Origin of the sequence: Pseudomonas rhodesiae (genome assembly GCF_007858255.1) — a bacterium.
In the GTDB taxonomy this organism is placed as follows: domain Bacteria; phylum Pseudomonadota; class Gammaproteobacteria; order Pseudomonadales; family Pseudomonadaceae; genus Aquipseudomonas; species Aquipseudomonas rhodesiae.
In genome coordinates, this window is the sequence record NZ_VFEU01000009.1 from 79323 (window position 1) to 97601 (window position 18279).

General features: G+C 60.1%; 17 protein-coding genes and 1 pseudogene. 11 read left to right on the forward strand and 7 right to left on the reverse strand.

Going from position 1 to position 18279, the window contains the following annotated elements:
• Nucleotides 1-24: 24 nt before the first annotated feature.
• The gene (locus tag FIV35_RS15420) at nucleotides 25-405 is read right to left on the reverse strand and encodes a RidA family protein (protein WP_034138093.1); all 381 of its coding nucleotides are present in this window, start codon (nucleotides 403-405) and stop codon (nucleotides 25-27) included.
• A gap of 189 nt (nucleotides 406-594) precedes the next feature.
• On the opposite strand from FIV35_RS15420, the gene FIV35_RS15425 reads away from it, so the two are divergent.
• A complete protein-coding gene (locus tag FIV35_RS15425; protein ID WP_034138092.1) occupies nucleotides 595-1950 on the forward strand; it encodes a methyl-accepting chemotaxis protein in 1356 nt (451 codons plus the stop codon).
• Between the two features lie 56 nt (nucleotides 1951-2006).
• On the opposite strand, the gene FIV35_RS15430 is transcribed toward FIV35_RS15425, so the two are convergent.
• Both FIV35_RS15430 and FIV35_RS15435 read right to left on the reverse strand, forming a co-directional pair.
• Complete coding sequence (locus FIV35_RS15430; protein WP_034138091.1) at nucleotides 2007-2876, reverse strand: isocitrate lyase/PEP mutase family protein; 870 nt, start codon at nucleotides 2874-2876, stop codon at nucleotides 2007-2009.
• 253 nt (nucleotides 2877-3129) lie between these two features.
• Nucleotides 3130-3879, reverse strand: coding sequence for an SDR family NAD(P)-dependent oxidoreductase (locus tag FIV35_RS15435; RefSeq protein WP_034138090.1), 750 nt, complete (start codon nucleotides 3877-3879; stop codon nucleotides 3130-3132).
• Nucleotides 3880-3977: 98 nt separating this feature from the next.
• On the opposite strand from FIV35_RS15435, the gene FIV35_RS15440 reads away from it, so the two are divergent.
• Entirely contained in the window at nucleotides 3978-4337 is a 360-nt protein-coding gene (locus FIV35_RS15440) for a winged helix-turn-helix transcriptional regulator (protein ID WP_034138089.1), read from the forward strand.
• A gap of 68 nt (nucleotides 4338-4405) precedes the next feature.
• Here the strand turns inward: FIV35_RS15440 and FIV35_RS30320 are convergent, their stop codons facing one another.
• Both FIV35_RS30320 and FIV35_RS30325 read right to left on the reverse strand, forming a co-directional pair.
• Nucleotides 4406-5269, reverse strand: a complete 864-nt coding sequence (locus FIV35_RS30320; protein WP_371919190.1) for a methyl-accepting chemotaxis protein — start codon at nucleotides 5267-5269, stop codon at nucleotides 4406-4408.
• Nucleotides 5264-6019 (reverse strand): annotated as a pseudogene (locus FIV35_RS30325) (HAMP domain-containing protein); the annotation flags it as partial. The pseudogene FIV35_RS30325 and the gene FIV35_RS30320, both read right to left, overlap by 6 nt.
• A 158-nt stretch (nucleotides 6020-6177) precedes the next feature.
• Here FIV35_RS30325 and FIV35_RS15450 point away from each other — a divergent pair.
• Both FIV35_RS15450 and FIV35_RS15455 read left to right on the forward strand, forming a co-directional pair.
• Nucleotides 6178-7386 carry a multidrug effflux MFS transporter gene (locus FIV35_RS15450; protein ID WP_034138087.1) on the forward strand — a complete coding sequence of 403 codons (1209 nt, stop codon included), beginning with the start codon at nucleotides 6178-6180 and terminating at the stop codon, nucleotides 7384-7386.
• A gap of 100 nt (nucleotides 7387-7486) precedes the next feature.
• Nucleotides 7487-8344: an SDR family oxidoreductase gene (locus FIV35_RS15455; RefSeq protein WP_034138086.1), complete on the forward strand. Its 858-nt coding sequence runs from the start codon at nucleotides 7487-7489 to the stop codon at nucleotides 8342-8344.
• 5 nt (nucleotides 8345-8349) lie between these two features.
• Here the strand turns inward: FIV35_RS15455 and FIV35_RS15460 are convergent, their stop codons facing one another.
• Entirely contained in the window at nucleotides 8350-9264 is a 915-nt protein-coding gene (locus FIV35_RS15460) for a site-specific integrase (RefSeq protein WP_034138085.1), read from the reverse strand.
• A gap of 108 nt (nucleotides 9265-9372) precedes the next feature.
• Complete coding sequence (locus tag FIV35_RS15465; protein ID WP_034138084.1) at nucleotides 9373-10185, reverse strand: M949_RS01915 family surface polysaccharide biosynthesis protein; 813 nt, start codon at nucleotides 10183-10185, stop codon at nucleotides 9373-9375.
• Nucleotides 10186-10588: 403 nt separating this feature from the next.
• On the opposite strand from FIV35_RS15465, the gene arnC reads away from it, so the two are divergent.
• The 7 genes from arnC to FIV35_RS15500 are packed head-to-tail and all read left to right on the forward strand — an operon-like array spanning nucleotide 10589 to nucleotide 18277.
• Complete coding sequence (gene arnC, locus FIV35_RS15470; RefSeq protein WP_083377871.1) at nucleotides 10589-11620, forward strand: undecaprenyl-phosphate 4-deoxy-4-formamido-L-arabinose transferase; 1032 nt, start codon at nucleotides 10589-10591, stop codon at nucleotides 11618-11620.
• Nucleotides 11617-13608 carry a bifunctional UDP-4-amino-4-deoxy-L-arabinose formyltransferase/UDP-glucuronic acid oxidase ArnA gene (gene arnA, locus FIV35_RS15475; protein ID WP_034097907.1) on the forward strand — a complete coding sequence of 664 codons (1992 nt, stop codon included), beginning with the start codon at nucleotides 11617-11619 and terminating at the stop codon, nucleotides 13606-13608. The genes arnC and arnA overlap by 4 nt, the downstream gene beginning before the upstream one ends.
• Nucleotides 13608-14492, forward strand: a complete 885-nt coding sequence (gene arnD, locus FIV35_RS15480) for a 4-deoxy-4-formamido-L-arabinose-phosphoundecaprenol deformylase (RefSeq protein WP_034097909.1) — start codon at nucleotides 13608-13610, stop codon at nucleotides 14490-14492. The genes arnA and arnD overlap by 1 nt, the downstream gene beginning before the upstream one ends.
• Complete coding sequence (arnT, locus tag FIV35_RS15485) at nucleotides 14489-16144, forward strand: lipid IV(A) 4-amino-4-deoxy-L-arabinosyltransferase (RefSeq protein ID WP_034138082.1); 1656 nt, start codon at nucleotides 14489-14491, stop codon at nucleotides 16142-16144. The genes arnD and arnT overlap by 4 nt, the downstream gene beginning before the upstream one ends.
• On the forward strand, nucleotides 16141-16488 hold the full coding sequence (gene arnE / locus FIV35_RS15490) for a 4-amino-4-deoxy-L-arabinose-phosphoundecaprenol flippase subunit ArnE (RefSeq protein WP_034138081.1): 348 nt from the start codon (nucleotides 16141-16143) through the stop codon (nucleotides 16486-16488). Before arnT ends, arnE begins: the two co-directional genes overlap by 4 nt.
• Nucleotides 16485-16886, forward strand: a complete 402-nt coding sequence (gene arnF / locus FIV35_RS15495; protein ID WP_034097914.1) for a 4-amino-4-deoxy-L-arabinose-phosphoundecaprenol flippase subunit ArnF — start codon at nucleotides 16485-16487, stop codon at nucleotides 16884-16886. Before arnE ends, arnF begins: the two co-directional genes overlap by 4 nt.
• Nucleotides 16883-18277, forward strand: coding sequence for a UDP-glucose dehydrogenase family protein (locus FIV35_RS15500; protein ID WP_034097916.1), 1395 nt, complete (start codon nucleotides 16883-16885; stop codon nucleotides 18275-18277). Before arnF ends, FIV35_RS15500 begins: the two co-directional genes overlap by 4 nt.
• The last annotated feature ends 2 nt before the right edge of the window (nucleotides 18278-18279 follow it).

Genomic DNA, 18279 nt, shown 5'->3' on the forward strand with positions numbered 1-18279 from the left:
GTGAAATGCCTGACCGGCATCACTTCAGGCCTTGGCCGCCATCGCGGTGACTTCCACGCGCATGCCTTGAACCGCCAGCGCCGCCACGCCAACCGCCGCGCGCACGGGCCAGGGCTTGGCGAAAAAGCGTTTGTAGACCTCGTTGAAGGCCGCGCGATCGGCCATATCCGTCAGATAAATGGTCAGGTGCATCACCCGATCCATGGAACTGCCGGCTTTTTCCAGGGCGACTTTCAGCGCTTGCAGCGTGCATTCGCTTTGCAGGGTGATATCCCCCAGTTCCAGGCTGCCGTCGGCGCGAGTCGGGATCTGGGTCGACACCAGGATACCGTTGAAGCCGACAACGTCGGAAGAAATGGACTCGGCATCCGGGTCCGGAGTGTAAGACAGATCGTGGTTGGCCATGGGCACCTCTGGTGGGCAAAAACACAAAGGCGCCATGGTCCTCGAAATCATTGGCCAGGGCAAACCGAGGGCTATGGCAATACGCTTTTTTGACGCCAGAAAATAAAAATTAAAGCCGCGTAAAGTCGCTAAATTCGGGGCCGATAGCTACTTTAAGAAGCAGGTTCTCCGTACGGCAGAGGGTTCGTCATGTTCAATAACGCGTTAAAAACAGAACTGGCGGCCAGGAAGGCCGAAGTCAACGAATACAAAGGGCTGAATGCTGCGTTGGAGCGCTCCATGGCGGTGGTCGAATTCGACCTGAATGGTAAGGTGCTGCGGGCTAACGATAACTTCATGAAAACCATGGGTTATAGCGCCGATCAACTGGCCAACAAATCCCATCGCGACTTCTGCTTGCCCGCACTGACCAACAGCCCAGCCTACAGCGAGTTCTGGGCGGATCTGCGTGCCGGCAAATTTGTCTCGGGCACCTTCAAACGGGTGGGTGCCAGCGGTAAAACCGTCTGGTTGGAAGCCAGCTACAACCCGGTGCTGGATGAGCGTGGTCAAGTGCTGAAAGTGGTCAAGTATGCCCTGGACGTCACCAGCAAGGTCGAGCAGGAAGCCGCAACCCGCAGCAAACTCGCGGCGCTGGACCGTGCCATGGCAGTGATCGAGTTCGATCTGAGTGGCCATGTACTGGACGCCAATCCCAATTTCCTCAATGTCATGGGTTACTCCCTGGCCGAGCTCAAGGGCAAGCACCACCGCATGTTTTGCGAGCCGAGCCTGGTCAACAGTGGCGAATACGCCGACTTCTGGCGCCGCTTGAACAACGGCGAATTCTTCACCGGGCAATTCAAGCGCATCGGCAAACATGGCCGCACGGTGTGGCTGGAAGCCAGTTACAACCCGGTGTATGACCTGGACGGCACGCTGCTGAAAATCGTCAAGTTCGCCAGCGATATCACCGAGCGCGTGGAAAAATTCGAGGAAGACTCGCGCGGCGCCTCGCGTGCCTACCATATCTCTTCGGAAACCGAGCGGTTTGCCGAACACGGCACTCAGGTTATCCACGACACCGCCACGGAAATGCGCCGGATTGCCGAAAACATCGGCGCCTCTGCGCGATTGGTGGGGCAGTTGGGTGACCGTTCGGAGCAGATCACCGCCATCGTCAATACCATCCGCGGCATTGCCGACCAGACCAACCTATTGGCCCTCAACGCGGCCATCGAAGCGGCCCGCGCCGGTGACCAGGGGCGCGGCTTTGCGGTGGTGGCCGACGAGGTTCGCCAGTTGGCCGGTCGCACCAGCCGTTCCACGGCGGAAATCGCCGAGATGATCGGCATGATCCTGTCGGAAACCCGCGACGCGGTGAGCAGCATGAATGCCACCCAGGAAGGCGCGCAGCGTGGCGTCAACCTGGCGGATCAGGCGGGTTCGGTGATTCTGCAGATACGCACCAGCACCAGCGATGCCGTGAAGGCGGTGAGCATGTTTGCGTCGAAGCTGGATGAATCGGAAGTGATTCCAAAAACTGCGGTGGGCTGGGTTGGCTGACCGGGGGGCAGACCCGCGTGGGAGGAGGGGGCAGCCCCCTCGATCCACGGGGGTAGTTACTCTTTTACGTCCATGAATTCTTTGGCCCAGGCTACGTAGCTCTCGGGCAACGTATAGGTGTGGGTCAACTCGGTGGCACTGAGGTTCGAAGTGCTGTGGGTCAGTTGGCGTTGGGCGCGCAGGCTGTCGTAGGTCGCCTTGATCGCCGCGAAGTACGCGCCATGGCCGGCCACAATGACCCGCACACCCAGGCTGGCCAGGCGTTGCGCGTCGTTGAGTTTGGGATTGCCGTAGGTCACCAGCATCAACGGCACCGTGAGGTTTTGCGCAATTTTCTCCAAGTGCTCGAAGTCGCTGACGCCAACCATGCAGATGCCATCGGCACCGGCTTTCTGATAGGCCAGGGTGCGTTCGATCACCGCTTCGGTGGGTAATACGCCGGCGTTGGTGCGGGCAATGATCGACAGCTCTGGGTCAACCCGCGCTTCCAACGCCGCACGAACTTTACCGATACCTTCGTCTATGGAAATTAAATCCGTGGACTTGCGCCCGAATTGCGCCGGCAGCAGCGTGTCTTCGATGGTGAGCGCGGCGACGCCGGCACGCTCCAGTTCTTCAACGGTGCGCATCACATTCAGCGCATTGCCGTAACCGTGATCGGCATCGGCAATAAAGGGCAACTGCGCTACACGACCGATGCGGGTGGCTTGCTCAACGAACTCACTCAGCGTGATCAACGCAAAATCGGGGGCCGCCAGAACCTGCAACGAAGCCACGGAGCCGCCCAGGATACCGACCTCGAAACCCAGGTCGGCGGCAATCCTTGCCGACATCGGATCAAACACGGAAGCGGTTTCAACGCACGCAGGCGTTGCCAACAATTCACGAAAATTAACGCGCAAGGCTGAGTGGGACTTTTTTGGCATGATCTTTCCTGGTTGGGGCCATTGACGACATACGATCAATGCCTATTGGTAGACGTGTGAGACTACCACGTAGGAAAACGCGGGATTATGACGTTTGAGAATGGGGTATGCGGGAAGCACATAGGGCGGGGTTGATGATTTACATCCAAGACCCTGACACATAATTTAACATAATATACATTATGCGTAACACGACGTTACATAATCAGAGGCGATGCCCGTCACATTTCAACGGGCAAAACCCCTTGCTGTGTCAAACCTGAGCAAACCCGCCATCCACGAACATCTCGCTGCCGGTCATAAAACTGCTTTCGTCCGACGCCAGGAACAATGCTGCCGCTGCCACCTCTTCGGCTTGACCAATTCGGCCCAGAGGAATCTGCCCAGTCATGTCGTCAATGATTGCGTCTTTCTGACCGGTGCCGCTCAATGCCAGGTCCAACCCCGGTGTCGAGATCGGTCCAGGAGAAATAACGTTGACGCGAATGCCTGTGCCTTTAAGGTCCAGCGCCCAGCTTCTGGCGAAATTGCGCAGTGCCGCCTTGGTTGCGCTGTAAACGCTGAATGCTGGTGTGCCCATGGTGCCAGTCGTAGAACCGGTGAGCATGATCGAGCTGCCGGCGCTCATCAGTGGCAGCGCGTTTTGCACGGTGAACAGTGTGCCTTTGACGTTGATGCCAAATGTGCGGTCGAACGATGCTTCGGTAATTGAACCGATAGGCTCGAAATCACCTAGGCCCGCGTTGGCGAATAGCACATCAATCCGACCCTTAGTCGCCTTGATCTGCGCGAAGATGCGTTCCAGATCATCCAGTTTGGCAATATCACCCTGGATGGCGATGGCGTGCGGGCCGATCAGGTCGAGCGCCTTGTCGAGTTCTTCTTGCCTGCGGCCGACGATAACGACCTGCGCGCCTTCCTGCGCAAAGCGAATCGCGCTGGCCAAGCCTATGCCGCTGTTGCCACCGGTGATGACTGCAATCTTGCCGTTGAGCCTGCTCATGTTGCACTCCAAGGTATGTGGAGGCACAACTGTAGATCCGGACTATTCTTTTGAATAGTATGCACCTTTTGGTAAGTACCCTATGGAGTGCCCGAATCATGGCTAATACGTCATTCAACTGCGGCCTTGAAGCTGCGCTCGCCGTGATCGGCGGCAAATGGAAACCGCTGGTTCTCTACAACCTGGCGAAGAATGTCCATCGCTACGGCGAATTGCGCCGCGCCATCGGTGGCGTGACCGATAAAGTGTTGATTCAGCAACTCAAGGAATTGGAGCGCGACGAGATCATCGTGCGAATCGATTTTCAGGAGATCCCGCCGAAGGTCGAGTATTCCCTGACACCGTTCGGCGAATCTCTGGCCACTGCGCTGGGCACCTTATGTGCCTGGGGCACCGAACATATGCAGACGGTGGAACGTATCAGCCAGCGCCGTGCGGCCGCCCTCGCCCAGTCTTGAGCCCCCTCTTCTGACATCCAACTCAACTAAATGACTATTTAGTTGAGTTAAATCAATAAGTTACGAAATCAAAGCTGAAACCGATCCACCGACTGCGACAGCTTGCCAGCCAGGTTCGACAGCTCGTCCGTGGTCGACGCTGTTTGGCCTATCACACGACTGTTGTTCTCCGACATCCCGGCAATCATCTCCACCTGATGGGAGATTTCATTGCTGGCCAGGCTCTGTTCACTGATGGTGCGCGAAATGTCGTGCACCAGTTCGGTGGTATTGAGGGTTGCCTGCAGAATCTCGCGAATGGCGCGTTCCACATCGGCGGTAACCGCCATGCCTTTGTCCACTTGAGCGACGCCCTCCTCCATGCTGGTCACCGCTTCCCGGGTACTTTGCTGGATGCGCCCAACCATGCTGGCAATTTCCTGAGTCGAGGCACTGGTACGCCCCGCGAGGCTGCGCACTTCATCGGCCACCACCGCAAAACCGCGGCCCTGCTCCCCGGCCCGCGCCGCTTCGATGGCTGCGTTGAGGGCCAGCAGGTTGGTCTGGTCAGCGATGCCTTTGATCACTTGGATGATGCTGTAGATTGCCTCGGACTCCTTGTCCAGGGTGCGGATCACCTGGGCCGATTGCTGGGAGGAACGGGCGATACCGTCCATGTCGCTGACCACCTGATGTATGACTCGCCCACCGTCCTTGGCCAGGGCTTCGGCCTGGTTAGCCATTTCCAGCGCGTGCCCGGCGTGGCGGGTGATTTCTTCGATACTGGCAGTCATTTCACTGGCGGCCGCGGCCATGGTGCTGGCGGCTGAGCTTTGTTGCTGGCTGCTGTTGGCGACTTCATGACAGCCATGACTCAGTTGTTCGGTAACGCCGGTGATGCCGTGTGCGTTGCTGCGCACCACGTCGATCATGCCGCGCAAATCACGCTGCATGGTCGCCAGGCTGCGGATCAATGAGCCTGCTTCGTCCTTGCGATGCGGTTCGACAATGGTTTCGCTCAAATTCCCCTGGGCAATGCGGGCGGCAATCCTGCTGGCGGTTTGCAGTGGGCCCATAATGCTGAGTATGACCCAACGACCTTGCGCCAGAAGCAGCAGCAAGCTAGCAACCAGTACAGCGCCGAGGGTGAAGTTGGCGTTGCTTATTGTGTGCTGGGTGCCTGTGCCCGTTTGGTGCGTATGACTTTCGATAAGCTCGCTCAGGGACGCCATTTGATCCTCCAACTGACTGAAGGCGTTATTGAAGGTGTCCAACTCACCGCGTGCAGCCTCGGGATCGCCCAGCGCGAGTGCTACGATGCGCTCTGCGGCGCCGATATAGGTATCCAAGCTTGGCTTGATGGCTTGCAGCTTGTCTTTAAGTGCGGCTTCCACGGGCAACTGGAGATTGTCCGCCAGCACCTTGCGAAAGTTCTCAGCATGCTCTTTCAACGAGCTGTTGACCTCATCCTTGCTGCTGGCGCTCTTACCCAGCCCCACCAGCAGGGCAGACAACACATCGGCACGCAGAGCGTCGTGCATCATGTCGGCTTCCATATGGTTGCGCAGCACCGTCATGCTGACCTCGTTTTCGCGCACCGCGTCGCTCATCCGAGCGTTCCCCAGATAACTGACCAAGCTCATCAGCATGGCGGTCAACAATCCAGTCGCAATCAGCAGCATCAAGCGTAATTTGATCGTCATGCGGGTATCCCTGTGCCTGGAACGCCGGTTGAAAAGCCAACCGCCTGAGCGTCGTTAGTACCGTTATCGGCATCTTGTCCCTGTTATTGAAGCCTAAGTTTGCGGATCTGCGCGGATCCCTTAAGCTGAGCGGCCTTTGCTTGGCCCGGAATTGCTCCATGTCTCGACGTATTGCCCATCTCGCCCTGCTGCTGGGGTTGATCACCGCCATCGGCCCCTTCGCCATCGACAGTTACCTCCCTGCCTTGCCCACCCTGGGCGCGAGCCTGCACGCATCACCGGCGGCGGTGCAGATGAGCCTGACGGTGTTCTTTATCGTGATCGGCGTGTGCCAGCTGTTTTACGGGCCGATCAGCGATGTATTCGGGCGCAAGCCGCCGATTTATGCCGGGTTGGTGATTTTCGCGGTGGGCAGCATCGGTTGCGCATTGGCGCCGACCATTGAAGTGCTGATTGCCTTTCGCGCAATGCAGGCGTTCGGGGCCTGCGCCGGCATGGTGGTGCCCCGCGCCATTGTGCGCGACCTGTACACCGGCCATGAAGCCGCGCGGCTGATGTCCCTGCTGATGCTGGTGATGAGTGTCTCGCCGATTCTCGCGCCGTTGGCCGGCAGCCTGGTAATTTCCCTGTGGAGCTGGCGCGAAGTGTTTGCCGTGCTGGCGGTGGTGGCTGTGCTGTGCCTGGTGATGACTGTCGTGCAACTGCCCGAGACTCATCCGGCGGAGCGCCGTCTGGGCAAAACCCTGGGCAGCGCCTTCAGCAGCTACGGCGGTTTGCTGCGTGACCCTGTATTCATGGGGTTGTCGTTGGTGTGCGGCTTCGGGCTGGCCACGTTTTTCGTGTTTATCGGCAGCGCGCCGTTCGTGTACATCGAGCACTTCGGCCTGACGCCGACCCAATTCAGCCTGGCATTCGCCCTCAACGCCGCGTCGTTTTTCGCCATGAGCCAACTGACTGCGCGCCTCAGCGCGCGTTTCGGCCTGGCGCCGCTGATTCGCGGTTCGGTAATCGGTGTGGCGGTGGTGATGAGCCTGTTGGCAATCACCACGCTGTGGTCCGGCAACCTGGCCTTGATGATGTCGCTGCTGTTTATCGGCTTTGGTTTTCTCGGCCTGCTGCTGCCGGCGGCCGGCGTGCTGTCCATGGAGGACCACGGCGCCGTAGCGGGCTCTGCCTCGGCATTGCTCGGCGCGATTCAAATGATCACCGGCGCGGTGTGCATGAGCCTGGTCGGTGTGTTCGCCGACCACACGCCAGCGCCGATGCTGGTGGGGATTGCACTGTGCGCCGTCGCGGCACTCCTCACGGTGCTGTGGACCTTACGCCGCTTGCCAGCGCATTTGGCGAGCGCCCCGCCCTCCTCCTGACAGGCACCATTCGTCGGCCTTGGCCGGCATCCATTACAACTATCGGCGGGCCGAAAAACACTAACTCCATAGCTGTTTCACACACCTATGGAGACCGACAATGACTGATTACCCACGCCCGCCGTTCGCCCCACAAGCCCAAAGCGTTCCGGGTACCCAGAAGAAAATGGATCCGTACCCGGACTGTGGCGAACAGAGCTACAAGGGCTCCGGCCGCCTGGCCAACAAAATTGCCCTGATCACCGGCGCCGACAGCGGCATCGGCCGCGCAGTCGCCATCGCGTTTGCCCGTGAAGGCGCCGACGTGGCCATCGCCTATCTGGATGAGCACGAAGACGCTCAGGAGACCGCGCGTTGGGTCGAAGAAGCCGGCCGTCAGTGCCTGCTGTTGCCCGGCGATATCGCGCAAAAAGCCACCTGCCAGGCGCTGGTGGACAAGACCGTCGAACAGTTCGGCCGTATCGATGTGCTGGTCAATAACGCCGCGTTTCAGATGAGCCATGAAACCCTCGAAGAAATCGAGGATGAAGAATGGGTCAAGACCTTCGATATCAACATCACCGCCATGTTTCGCATCTGCAAGGCGGCTTTGCCGCACATGAAGGCCGGCAGCTCGATTATCAACACCACATCGGTCAATTCCGACATGCCCAAGCCGACATTATTGCCCTACGCCGCCACCAAGGGCGCCATCGCCAACTTCACCGGGGGCCTGGCGCAGATGCTCGGCAGCAAGGGGATTCGTGTCAACAGCGTCGCCCCAGGCCCGATCTGGACGCCGCTGATCGTGGCCACCATGACCGACGAGGATGTGCAGAACTTCGGCAGCGAAACCCCGCTGGGCCGCCCCGGGCAGCCGGTGGAAGTGGCGCCGATCTATGTATTGCTGGCCTCGGACGAAGCCAGCTACATCTCCGGTTCGCGTTACGCCGTCACCGGCGGCAAGCCGATCCTCTGACCGTTCTACAAATCGAACCGATCCACTGCCCGCCGCCGCTCATTGTCGTCGCGAACGTCATAGCTGGCGGTGGTCTGGATATTGGTGTGGTGCGCCAGTTTCTGCGCAATCGACAGGTCATGCTCCTCGATCACCCGCGTGATGAACGAGCGGCGGAAGTCATGGGGCATGATCTTCACGCCGACCTGTTCGCCGCGTTGGCGGGCGATGTAGTAAATCGCGTGTTTGGTGATGCGTTCACGGGTGATATGACTGCCACGGCGGATGCGGTTAAACAGAAAGCTGTCATCCTCCTCGCCCTCCTTGAGCTGTTCACGACGAAATGCCAGCCACGCCTGCAGTTTGGCAAAGGCCCAATCCGGCGCGTATTTGACCAGTTCCTTATTGCCCTTGCCGATGACCCGCAGGCTGCGTTCGGCGAAGTCGACCTGCGCGAGGTCGAGGTTGACCGACTCCGACTTGCGCATGCCTGAGCCATAGAGAATGCCGATCACCGCGGCATCACGCAGGCCCTGGGGACGTGGGTCGGCGGCGCAGGCTTCCATCATTTCGCGGATCAACGTTCGGCGCAGATTGCGCCCCTGACCCAGGCGCGTGCCGGCGGATGCCTTGACCGTGCGCATCTTGAGCAGGTGTTCCTGACTGATCAGGCTCATGCGCCAGGCTTCATTCATCACCCCGCGTACGGCATTAACGTACAGCGATGAGGTGTTGGGCGCGTAACCGTCTTCGCGCAGCGCCGCCACTAGGGCGATGACATGTTCAGGCTGCAGCAGGTGCCAGTCGATCTCTTCAAGATTGATGTCTTCGAAGCCCAGGCGGTCGGCGGCGTCTTGCAGCACATAGCGCATGGTCAATTGGCTGGAAGGTGCCAGGCGGGTGAGGTAAAGGGTCAGGGGGTTGCGCAGAAACTCAGTCAATGTAATTCAGCCTTTGGATTAAATATCCCGATCAACTCATTGTTTCATCGAGGTATTTAGTGAATTGGCGAAGGCCGAGTCTAGCGCATGACCGGCCCTGGCACAAAATCACGGGGCGGTTTCTTCGTCCTCGGTGGGTTCCTGGGGCTGGGTCTGGGCCTGGCTCCACTCGGCGTCCTGTTTCTGCATCAGGGCAAACCAGTGCTGACGCATGAACGGCAAGTACGCCTGCGGTGCCTTGGCGAAATCCTTCTCGTCGCGGTAGCAGCCCGGCAAAGGCAGCTCGGTGCCCTGCTCCTTATACTGACTGACCAGCGCCTGTTGGCCAGCCACGCTACAGTCCTTGGGCAACGGCATGCCGCGCAGCGCGCCAGCCTCTTCATCCCACCACGCCGCGCCGTAGCGGTCGACGCCGCGCAGGCGGTACTTCTCGGATTTGCCCACATGCATGATCAGCTTGAATTCATTGGGGCTGACGTCGCTGGTGCAGGTCAGCGAATAGCCGACGACGGTCTGGGTGATGCCATCCCCGTTCAGGTCAGTGACTTTGGTGGCGGTTCGGTCGAAACGCAGGGCCGCATCGAATTGGCAGTGCTGCACATCGTCGTAGAGCATCCACATACGCTTGGGGCGTTTGCCGTCAATCAGGTACTGGGCGGCGTAGACAAAGGCAGACTGGGTGCCGTCGTCGTCCCGTTCGTTGAGCTGCTCGGCGAGTACCAGCAGGTTTTTGCCCTGGCGGTCGTCCCAGGTGTAGGCCGCGATCTGCTTGCCGCGTACTTCCACGCCTTCGGGCACCTGATCGATGCTGGTCAGCGCTACCCCGTCGTCGGCCCGCACCGTGGAAATACAGGCCACGCCCAACAACAACCCCATCAATACCGGCCGCAACTGGCCGCGTAAAAGCTGCACGCTATTCATCCGTCTGCCCTGGCAATAGATGACTTACTTTACCGGCACTTGAGCGCCAATGCAGAGAAGATTCTTCATGTGGCGCTGAACTGCCCATTGTGCCGTTGAGGGTGGAACCAAGGCCTTTGAAAATCGCTCCTATTCAACCGCCTAATAGAACCCGGACGCCCCTGGGTGGCTTAGCTGAACCCTGGCTGTCTACCTGTCAAATAAACGAGTTTTTCATCCGGCTTTCATATTCGTTCCACATTTTTACGCTTAATCTTAAACCCAGTACTTCATAGCAATCCGCGCTTTACCAGCTAACCTGTTGATTATGTTTCATCTTTAGCTGTGCATTAGTGCGCAATCGCCTTTGTTTTGCTGCTGCTTTAACGCTCCAAGCTGCGCTAACCCCCGAGGTCATGAATCTTTGAAACCCTACCCTATTCATTGCGTGTCGATCGTTATCCCGGTCTACAACGAACAAGACAGCCTGCCTGAGTTGTTGCGTCGTACCACGGCAGCCTGCAACCAGTTGGCCTACGAATACGAAATCATCCTGGTGGATGACGGTAGCCGCGACAATTCCGCTCAATTGCTCGAAGACGCCGCCGCAGAAGATGGCAGCAACGTGGTTGCGGTGATCCTCAACCGTAACTACGGGCAGCATGCGGCGATCATGGCCGGTTTCGAGCAGTGCCGGGGCGAGGTAGTGATCACCCTGGACGCCGATCTGCAGAACCCGCCGGAAGAAATCCCGCGCCTGGTTGAACAAGCCGCCCTTGGCTACGACGTAGTCGCCACCGTGCGCAATAACCGTCAGGACTCCGCCTTCCGCCGCTGGCCATCGCGGCTGATCAACCTCGCGGTACAGCGCTCCACCGGCGTGGCCATGACCGACTACGGCTGCATGCTGCGCGCCTACCGCCGCACCATCGTCGACGCCATGCTCGCCTGCCGCGAGCGCAGTACCTTCATTCCGATCCTGGCCAACGGTTTTGCCCGCCACACCACTGAGATTCTGGTGCACCACGCCGAGCGTGAACACGGCGAATCCAAATACAGCGCCATGCGCCTGATCAGCCTGATGTTCGATCTGCTGACCTGCATGACCACCACCCCATTGCGCCTGCTGTCCATCGTCGGTTTCAGCCTGGCGGCGCTGGGCATGCTGTTTGCCTTTGCGTTGATCATCCTGCGCTTGGCCTTCGGCGCGCAGTGGGCCGGCGACGGCATGTTCGTGCTGTTCGCGGTGCTGTTCGTGTTCACCGGGGGCCAGTTCATCGGCATGGGCCTGTTGGGTGAATACCTGGGCCGCATGTACAGCGATGTGCGCGCCCGCCCGCGTTTCTTCATTGAAAAAGTGCTGCGCAACCAACCGGCGGCACCGGTGCCTGTGGTCGTCGTCGACGGCCTGGCGTCTTCCCATACTTCTACTTCTCCCGATCAGGTTCAGTCATGAGTTCAAAAGCCGTTGTATTTGCGTACCACGATATTGGATGTGCAGGCATCGAAGCGCTGCTCAATGCCGGTTACGACATCGCTGCCGTGTTCACCCATGCCGATGATCCCAAGGAAAACAATTTCTACGGCTCCGTGGCCCAGTTGTGCGCGCGCAACGGCATCCCCGTGCATGCGCCGGAAGACGCTAACCACCCGCTGTGGGTCGAGCGCATCGCCAAACTCAAGCCCGACTACCTCTTCTCGTTCTACTACCGCAACCTGCTGAGCGAAGCCCTGCTGGGCACTGCCAGCAAAGGCGCGTTCAACCTGCACGGTTCGTTGCTGCCTAAATACCGCGGCCGCGCGCCGGCCAACTGGGTGCTGGTCAACGGCGAAACCGAAACCGGCGTGACCCTGCACCGCATGGTCAAACGTGCTGATGCCGGCGCGATCCTGGCTCAGCAAAAAGTCACCATCGAGCGCAGCGACACCGGCCTGACCCTGCACGCCAAACTGCGTGACGCGGCCACCAGTCTTCTGCGTGACGCCCTGCCGCAACTGGCTGCGGGCAAGCTCACGGAGACCGCTCAGGACGACAGCCAGGCCACCTATTTCGGGCGCCGCACGGCCGCCGACGGCAAACTGGAGTGGAAAAAACCGGCTGAAGAACTGTTCAACCTGGTGCGCGCGGTCACCCAACCCTACCCTGGCGCCTTCTGCGCCGTGGGTGAGCACAAGCTCATCGTGTGGCAGGCCGAAGTGGTCAAGGGCAACGACGGCCTTGCGCCGGGCCGGGTGATCAGCGTCAATCCGCTGCGCATCGCCTGCGGTGAAGACTCCCTGGTGATCACGTTCGGTCAGCGTAACGACAACGGTCTATACCAGGCCGGCCCGTCCCTGGCCGACGAACTGGGCCTGGTGGACGGCTCCGTGCTGCGCGGCGCCGAATCCGGCCGTAAGCCACGCCGCACCCGCGTGCTGATCCTGGGGGTGAACGGCTTTATTGGTAACCACCTGTCCGAACGCCTGCTGCGTGACGACCGTTACGAAGTCTACGGCCTGGACATCGGCTCCGACGCCATCGAGCGCCTGCGCAGCCACCCCAACTTCCATTATGTGGAAGGCGATATCAGCATCCACACCGAGTGGATCGAGTACCACATCAAGAAGTGCGACGTGGTCCTGCCGCTGGTGGCCATCGCCACGCCAATCGAATACACCCGCAACCCGCTGCGCGTGTTCGAGCTGGACTTCGAAGAAAACCTCAAGCTGGTGCGCTACTGCGTCAAGTACAACAAGCGCGTGATCTTCCCGTCGACCTCGGAAGTCTATGGCATGTGCCAGGACCAGTACTTCGACGAAGACACCTCCAACCTGGTGGTCGGCCCGGTCAACAAGCAACGCTGGATCTACTCGGTATCCAAGCAGCTGCTGGACCGCGTGATCTGGGCCTACGGCGACAAGGGCCTGAAGTTCACCCTGTTCCGCCCCTTCAACTGGATGGGCCCACGTCTGGACCGCTTGGATTCGGCGCGTATCGGCAGCTCCCGGGCAATCACTCAGTTGATCCTGAACCTGGTGGAAGGCACGCCGATCCGCCTGTTCGACGGCGGCGAGCAAAAACGCTGCTTCACCGACATCGCCGACGGCATCGAAGCCCTGGCGCGCATCATCGATAACGATAATGACGCGTGCAACGGCCAGATCATCAATATCGGCAACCCGGAAAACGAAGCCAGCATCCGCCAGTTGGGTGAAGAGCTGCTGCGCCAGTTCGAGGCCCACCCGCTGCGTGGCAACTTCCCGCCATTCGCCGGTTTCCGCGATGTCGAAAGCAAGGCGTTCTACGGCAATGGTTACCAGGACGTGGCGCACCGCAAACCGAGCATCGAAAACGCCAAGCGCCTGTTGAACTGGGCACCGACCGTGGAGATGAGCGAAACCATCGGCAATACCCTGGACTTCTTCCTGCGTGAAGCCATGCTCGAACAGGCGGACAAGCGCTGATGCAGGCAGGTCTTCGCATCGACGTTGACACCTACCGTGGCACCCGCGAAGGCGTGCCACGGTTGCTCGAATCCCTGGATGAAGCCGGGGTAAAAGCGACGTTCTTCTTCAGCGTCGGCCCGGACAACATGGGGCGCCACCTGTGGCGCCTGATCCGCCCGCAGTTCCTGTGGAAGATGCTGCGTTCCAACGCCGCCGGCCTGTATGGCTGGGACATTCTGCTGGCCGGCACCGCCTGGCCAGGCAAGCCCATTGGCCGCGACCTGGGGCATTTGATGCGCCAAGCCAAGGCCGCCGGGCATGAAGTCGGCCTGCACGCCTGGGACCACCATGGCTGGCAAGCCAACACCGGGCGCTGGAGCGAAGCACAGTTGGTCGAGCAGATTCGGCGCGGCGTGGACACCTTGAACGACATCCTTGGCGAGCCCATCGATTGTTCCGCGGCCGCCGGCTGGCGTGCCGATGAACGCGTGGTGCAAGCCAAGCAGGGGTTCAACTTTCGCTACAACAGCGATTGCCGGGGTACCAGCCTGTTTCGACCGACACTGGCCGATGGCAGCGCGGGCACGCCACAAATTCCGGTGGACCTGCCGACCTTCGACGAAGTGGTCGGGCCGGTGGTGGCCGCCAACGACTTCAATCGCTACATCCTTGATCGCTTCGCAGCGTCGAAGCTCAACGTCTACACGATCCATGCAGAAGTAGAAGGGATTCTGATGGCTAACGATTTTCGCCAGCTGCTTGCCCAGGCAAAGCAGCGAGGCATCGACTTCACACCTCTGGGCGACTTGTTGCCCACCGATCTGACCCGCCTGCCCCAGCAACAGCTGGTACGTGGCGCGTTGAGCGGCCGCGAGGGGTGGCTGGGAGTGCAGCAGGCATGATGCGCCGGTGGGCATTGCCCTTGCTCCTGTTGGCATTCGCGCTGTGTTACCTGGCGCCGCTGGCCACCCATGGCCTGTGGATTCCCGACGAGACCCGCTACGCGCAGATCAGCCAGGAAATGCTGCTGACCGGTAAATGGGCCGCGCCGCACTTTATGGGCATCCGCTACTTCGAAAAACCGGCCGCCGGCTATTGGATGATCGCGCTCGGCCAGGCGATGTTCGGGCAGAACCTGTTTGGCGTGCGTTTCGCATCCGCCTTGAGCACCGGCCTGAGCATCCTGCTGGTGTATCTGGTAGCGCGCCGCCTGTGGAATGACCCGCGCAAAAGCCTGGTCAGCACCTTGCTGTATATGAGTTTTGTCAGTGTGGCGGCCCTGGGCGGCTACGCCAATCTCGACCCGCAGTTCACTTTTTGGGTCAACCTGACAGGAGTAGCTTTGTGGTTTTGCTTCGACAGCCGTACCCGCAACGGGCGCCTGGGCGCGTGGGCACTCTTGGGCTTTGCCTGCGGCATGGGTTTTATGACCAAGGGTTTTCTCGCCTGGTTGCTGCCGGTATTGATTGCCCTGCCCTACGCGCTGTGGCAGAAACGCTTACGCGAGCTGCTCGGTTACGGCCTGGTGGCGGTGCTGGTGGCGGTGGCCGTCAGCTTGCCGTGGGCGCTGGCCGTACACCTGCAAGAACCGGACTTCTGGCACTTCTTCTTCTGGCACGAGCATATCCAGCGCTTCGCCGGCGAAGATGCCCAGCACGCCGAGCCGTTCTGGTACTACCTGCCCTTGCTGGTCGGCTTCAGCCTACCGTGGGTGGCGCTGTTGCCCGCCACCGTCAAACAGGCCTGGCTGGAGAAACGCACGGCCTCTATCGGTTTCCTGTTGCTGTGGCTGCTGATGCCCTTGGCGTTTTTCAGCCTGGCCAAAGGCAAGTTGCCCTCCTACATCATGCCGTGCCTGTTGCCGCTGGCGCTGCTGATGGGCCATGCGCTGGCCGATAAACTGGCCCAGGGCCGTGGCCGTGCGCTGCGCATCAACGGCTGGCTGAATCTGGTATTGGGCATCGTGGCGTTGCTGGCATTAAGTTGGTTCCAGTTGAAAAAGCCGGTGTATGAACACGGTACCGAAACCCTGAGCCTGGTACTGGTCTTCGTACTGTTAATTGGCTGGATCTTCGCCAACCTGCTGCAAGCGGCACGGCCGCTGCATCTTTGGGCGGCGCCGGCCATCGGCAGCTGGTTGCTGGTGGCCCTGGCCCCGGCGGCCTTGCCCCACTCGGTGGTTTATAACAAAACCCCGGATCAGTTCATCATCGATCACCTACCGGAACTGAAACAGACCGGCGCCCTGCTGAGCAATGACCTGGGCGCCGCGTCGGCTTTGGCCTGGCGGGTCAAGCGTGCGGACGTGACCCTCTATAACACCGTCGGCGAAGTCAAATACGGCTTGGCCTTTGCTGATGCAGCCCATCACAAGGTCGACATGGCCCAGGTCCAGCAATGGATGAACGACGCGCGCAAACGCGGCGCGGTCGGCGTGGTGATGCGGGTCAAGGGTGACGACGAAGTCGCCGAAGTAAACCTGCTGCCCCAGGACGGCAAGCGCTATGAGCAAGGCAATCTGGTGATTCTGATCTTCCCGCAGGTATCGTCATGATCACCCTGTTGCTGCTATTGGCCGCTTGCTTGCTGACCTGCATGGGCCAGGTCTCGCAGAAATTCGCCGTGGAAGGCTGGCGTGACCAGTCGCACGGTTGGGCACTGAAGCTGCGTTCGCCGTGGTTGTGGTCCGCACTGCTGTGCCTGGGCTTCGGGCTGTTGGTGTGGCTGCTGGTGTTGCAACGCCTTGAGGTGGGCATCGCTTACCCGATGCTCAGCCTGAATTTTGTGTTGGTCACCCTGGTGGCGCGCTTTGTGTTCAAGGAGCCCATTGATACTCGGCACTGGCTGGGCGTCGCGCTGGTGATCGCCGGTGTAGCGCTGCTGGGGCGTCAGATATGAGCCGGGCGCGCGGGTTTGCCCTGGCCTTGGGCAGCGTCGGCCTGGTCAGCGTGGCCCAGTTGGGCATGCGTTGGAGCATGACGCGTTTACCGCTGCCCCATGAATGGCTCAATGCGCAGATCGATCTCGCAGCCCTCGGGGTGGTGTTTCTGGCGATCTGTGCCTATGCCCTGTCGATGCTTTGCTGGTTGGTGGCCCTCAAGCACCTGCCACTGGGGCGGGCCTATTCGCTGCTGAGCATCAGCTACGCGCTGGTGTATCTGCTGGCGGCCGGCCTGCCGGTGTTCAACGAACATTTTTCGCTTTCGAAAACCCTCGGGGTGGCATTTGTCATCCTGGGTGTGCTGGTTATCAACTCTCGTCGCACTTGCTCTACAAGTCCCAGGAATGCCCCATGAAAATCAGCGTATTTGGTAGTGGTTACGTCGGCCTGGTGCAGGCCACTGTGTTGGCCGAAGTCGGTCATGATGTGATCTGCATGGACGTCGATCAAAACAAGGTCAAGCAGCTGCAGCAAGGCCATGTGAGCATCTTCGAGCCGGGGCTGGCCGCAATGGTCAAGGAGAACCTCGAAAGCGGTCGGCTGCACTTTACCTACGACGAGAAACTCGCCGTCGAACATGGTGAAGTGCTGTTTATCGCGGTGGGCACGCCGTCGGATGAAGACGGATCGGCCGACCTGAAGTACGTGCTGTCGGTGGGTGACGCGGTGGCACGCCATCGAATCGAGCCGGTGATCCTGGTGGAAAAATCCACCGTGCCCGTAGGCACTGGCGACACCCTGCGCGCGCATATCGAGAAAGCCTTGCACCTGGCCGGGCGCAGCCTGGAATTCGATATCGTCTCCAACCCTGAATTCCTCAAGGAAGGCTCGGCGGTGACCGACTGCCGCCGCCCGGACCGGATCATCATCGGCTGCGAGCGTGAAGAAGTGCGCGAGGTGATGCGCGAGCTGTACGCGCCCTTCAACCGCAACCACGACCGCATCATATTTATGGACCTGCGCAGCGCCGAGCTGACCAAATACGCCGCCAACTGCATGCTGGCCACCAAGATCAGCTTTATCAACCAGATCGCCGAGCTGGCCGAGCACCTGGGCGCCGACATCGAAGCCGTGCGCCTGGGCATCGGCGCCGACTCGCGCATCGGCTACCACTTCATTTACCCCGGCTGTGGCTATGGTGGCTCGTGCTTCCCCAAGGACATGCGCGCGCTGATCCACAGTGCCAAGCAAGCCAACTGCTCCAGCGATCTGCTGGAAGCCGTCGAGGCGATCAATCAGCGTCAGAAGAGCAAGCTGTACGAGCGCATCAATGCGTTCTTCAAAGGCGAACTGCGCGGCAAGACTTTCGCCTTGTGGGGCCTGGCGTTCAAGCCCAACACCGATGACATGCGCGACGCCCCCAGCCGCGTGCTGATGGAGGCCTTGTGGGCCGCCGGCGCCCAGGTGCGCGCCTTCGACCCGGAAGCGATGCAGGAAACCCAGCGCATCTACGCCGACGAAAGCCGCCTGATGCTGATGGGTACGCCGGAATCAACCCTTGTAGGCGCCGATGCGCTGATTGTCTGCACCGAATGGCAGCAATTCAAGGCGCCGGACTTCGACCTGATCCACCAGCGCTTGAAAACCCCGGTGATCTTCGATGGCCGTAACCTCTACGACGGCGAGCGTCTGGCGCGCAAAGGCTTCCAGTACTTCCCGATTGGGCGCGGCGACTCCTGCCAACTGCCGATTCCCCAGCAGCAATGGCTGCCAGCGCTTGAGCTGGCGAAGGTCGCGGAAGCCTGAGA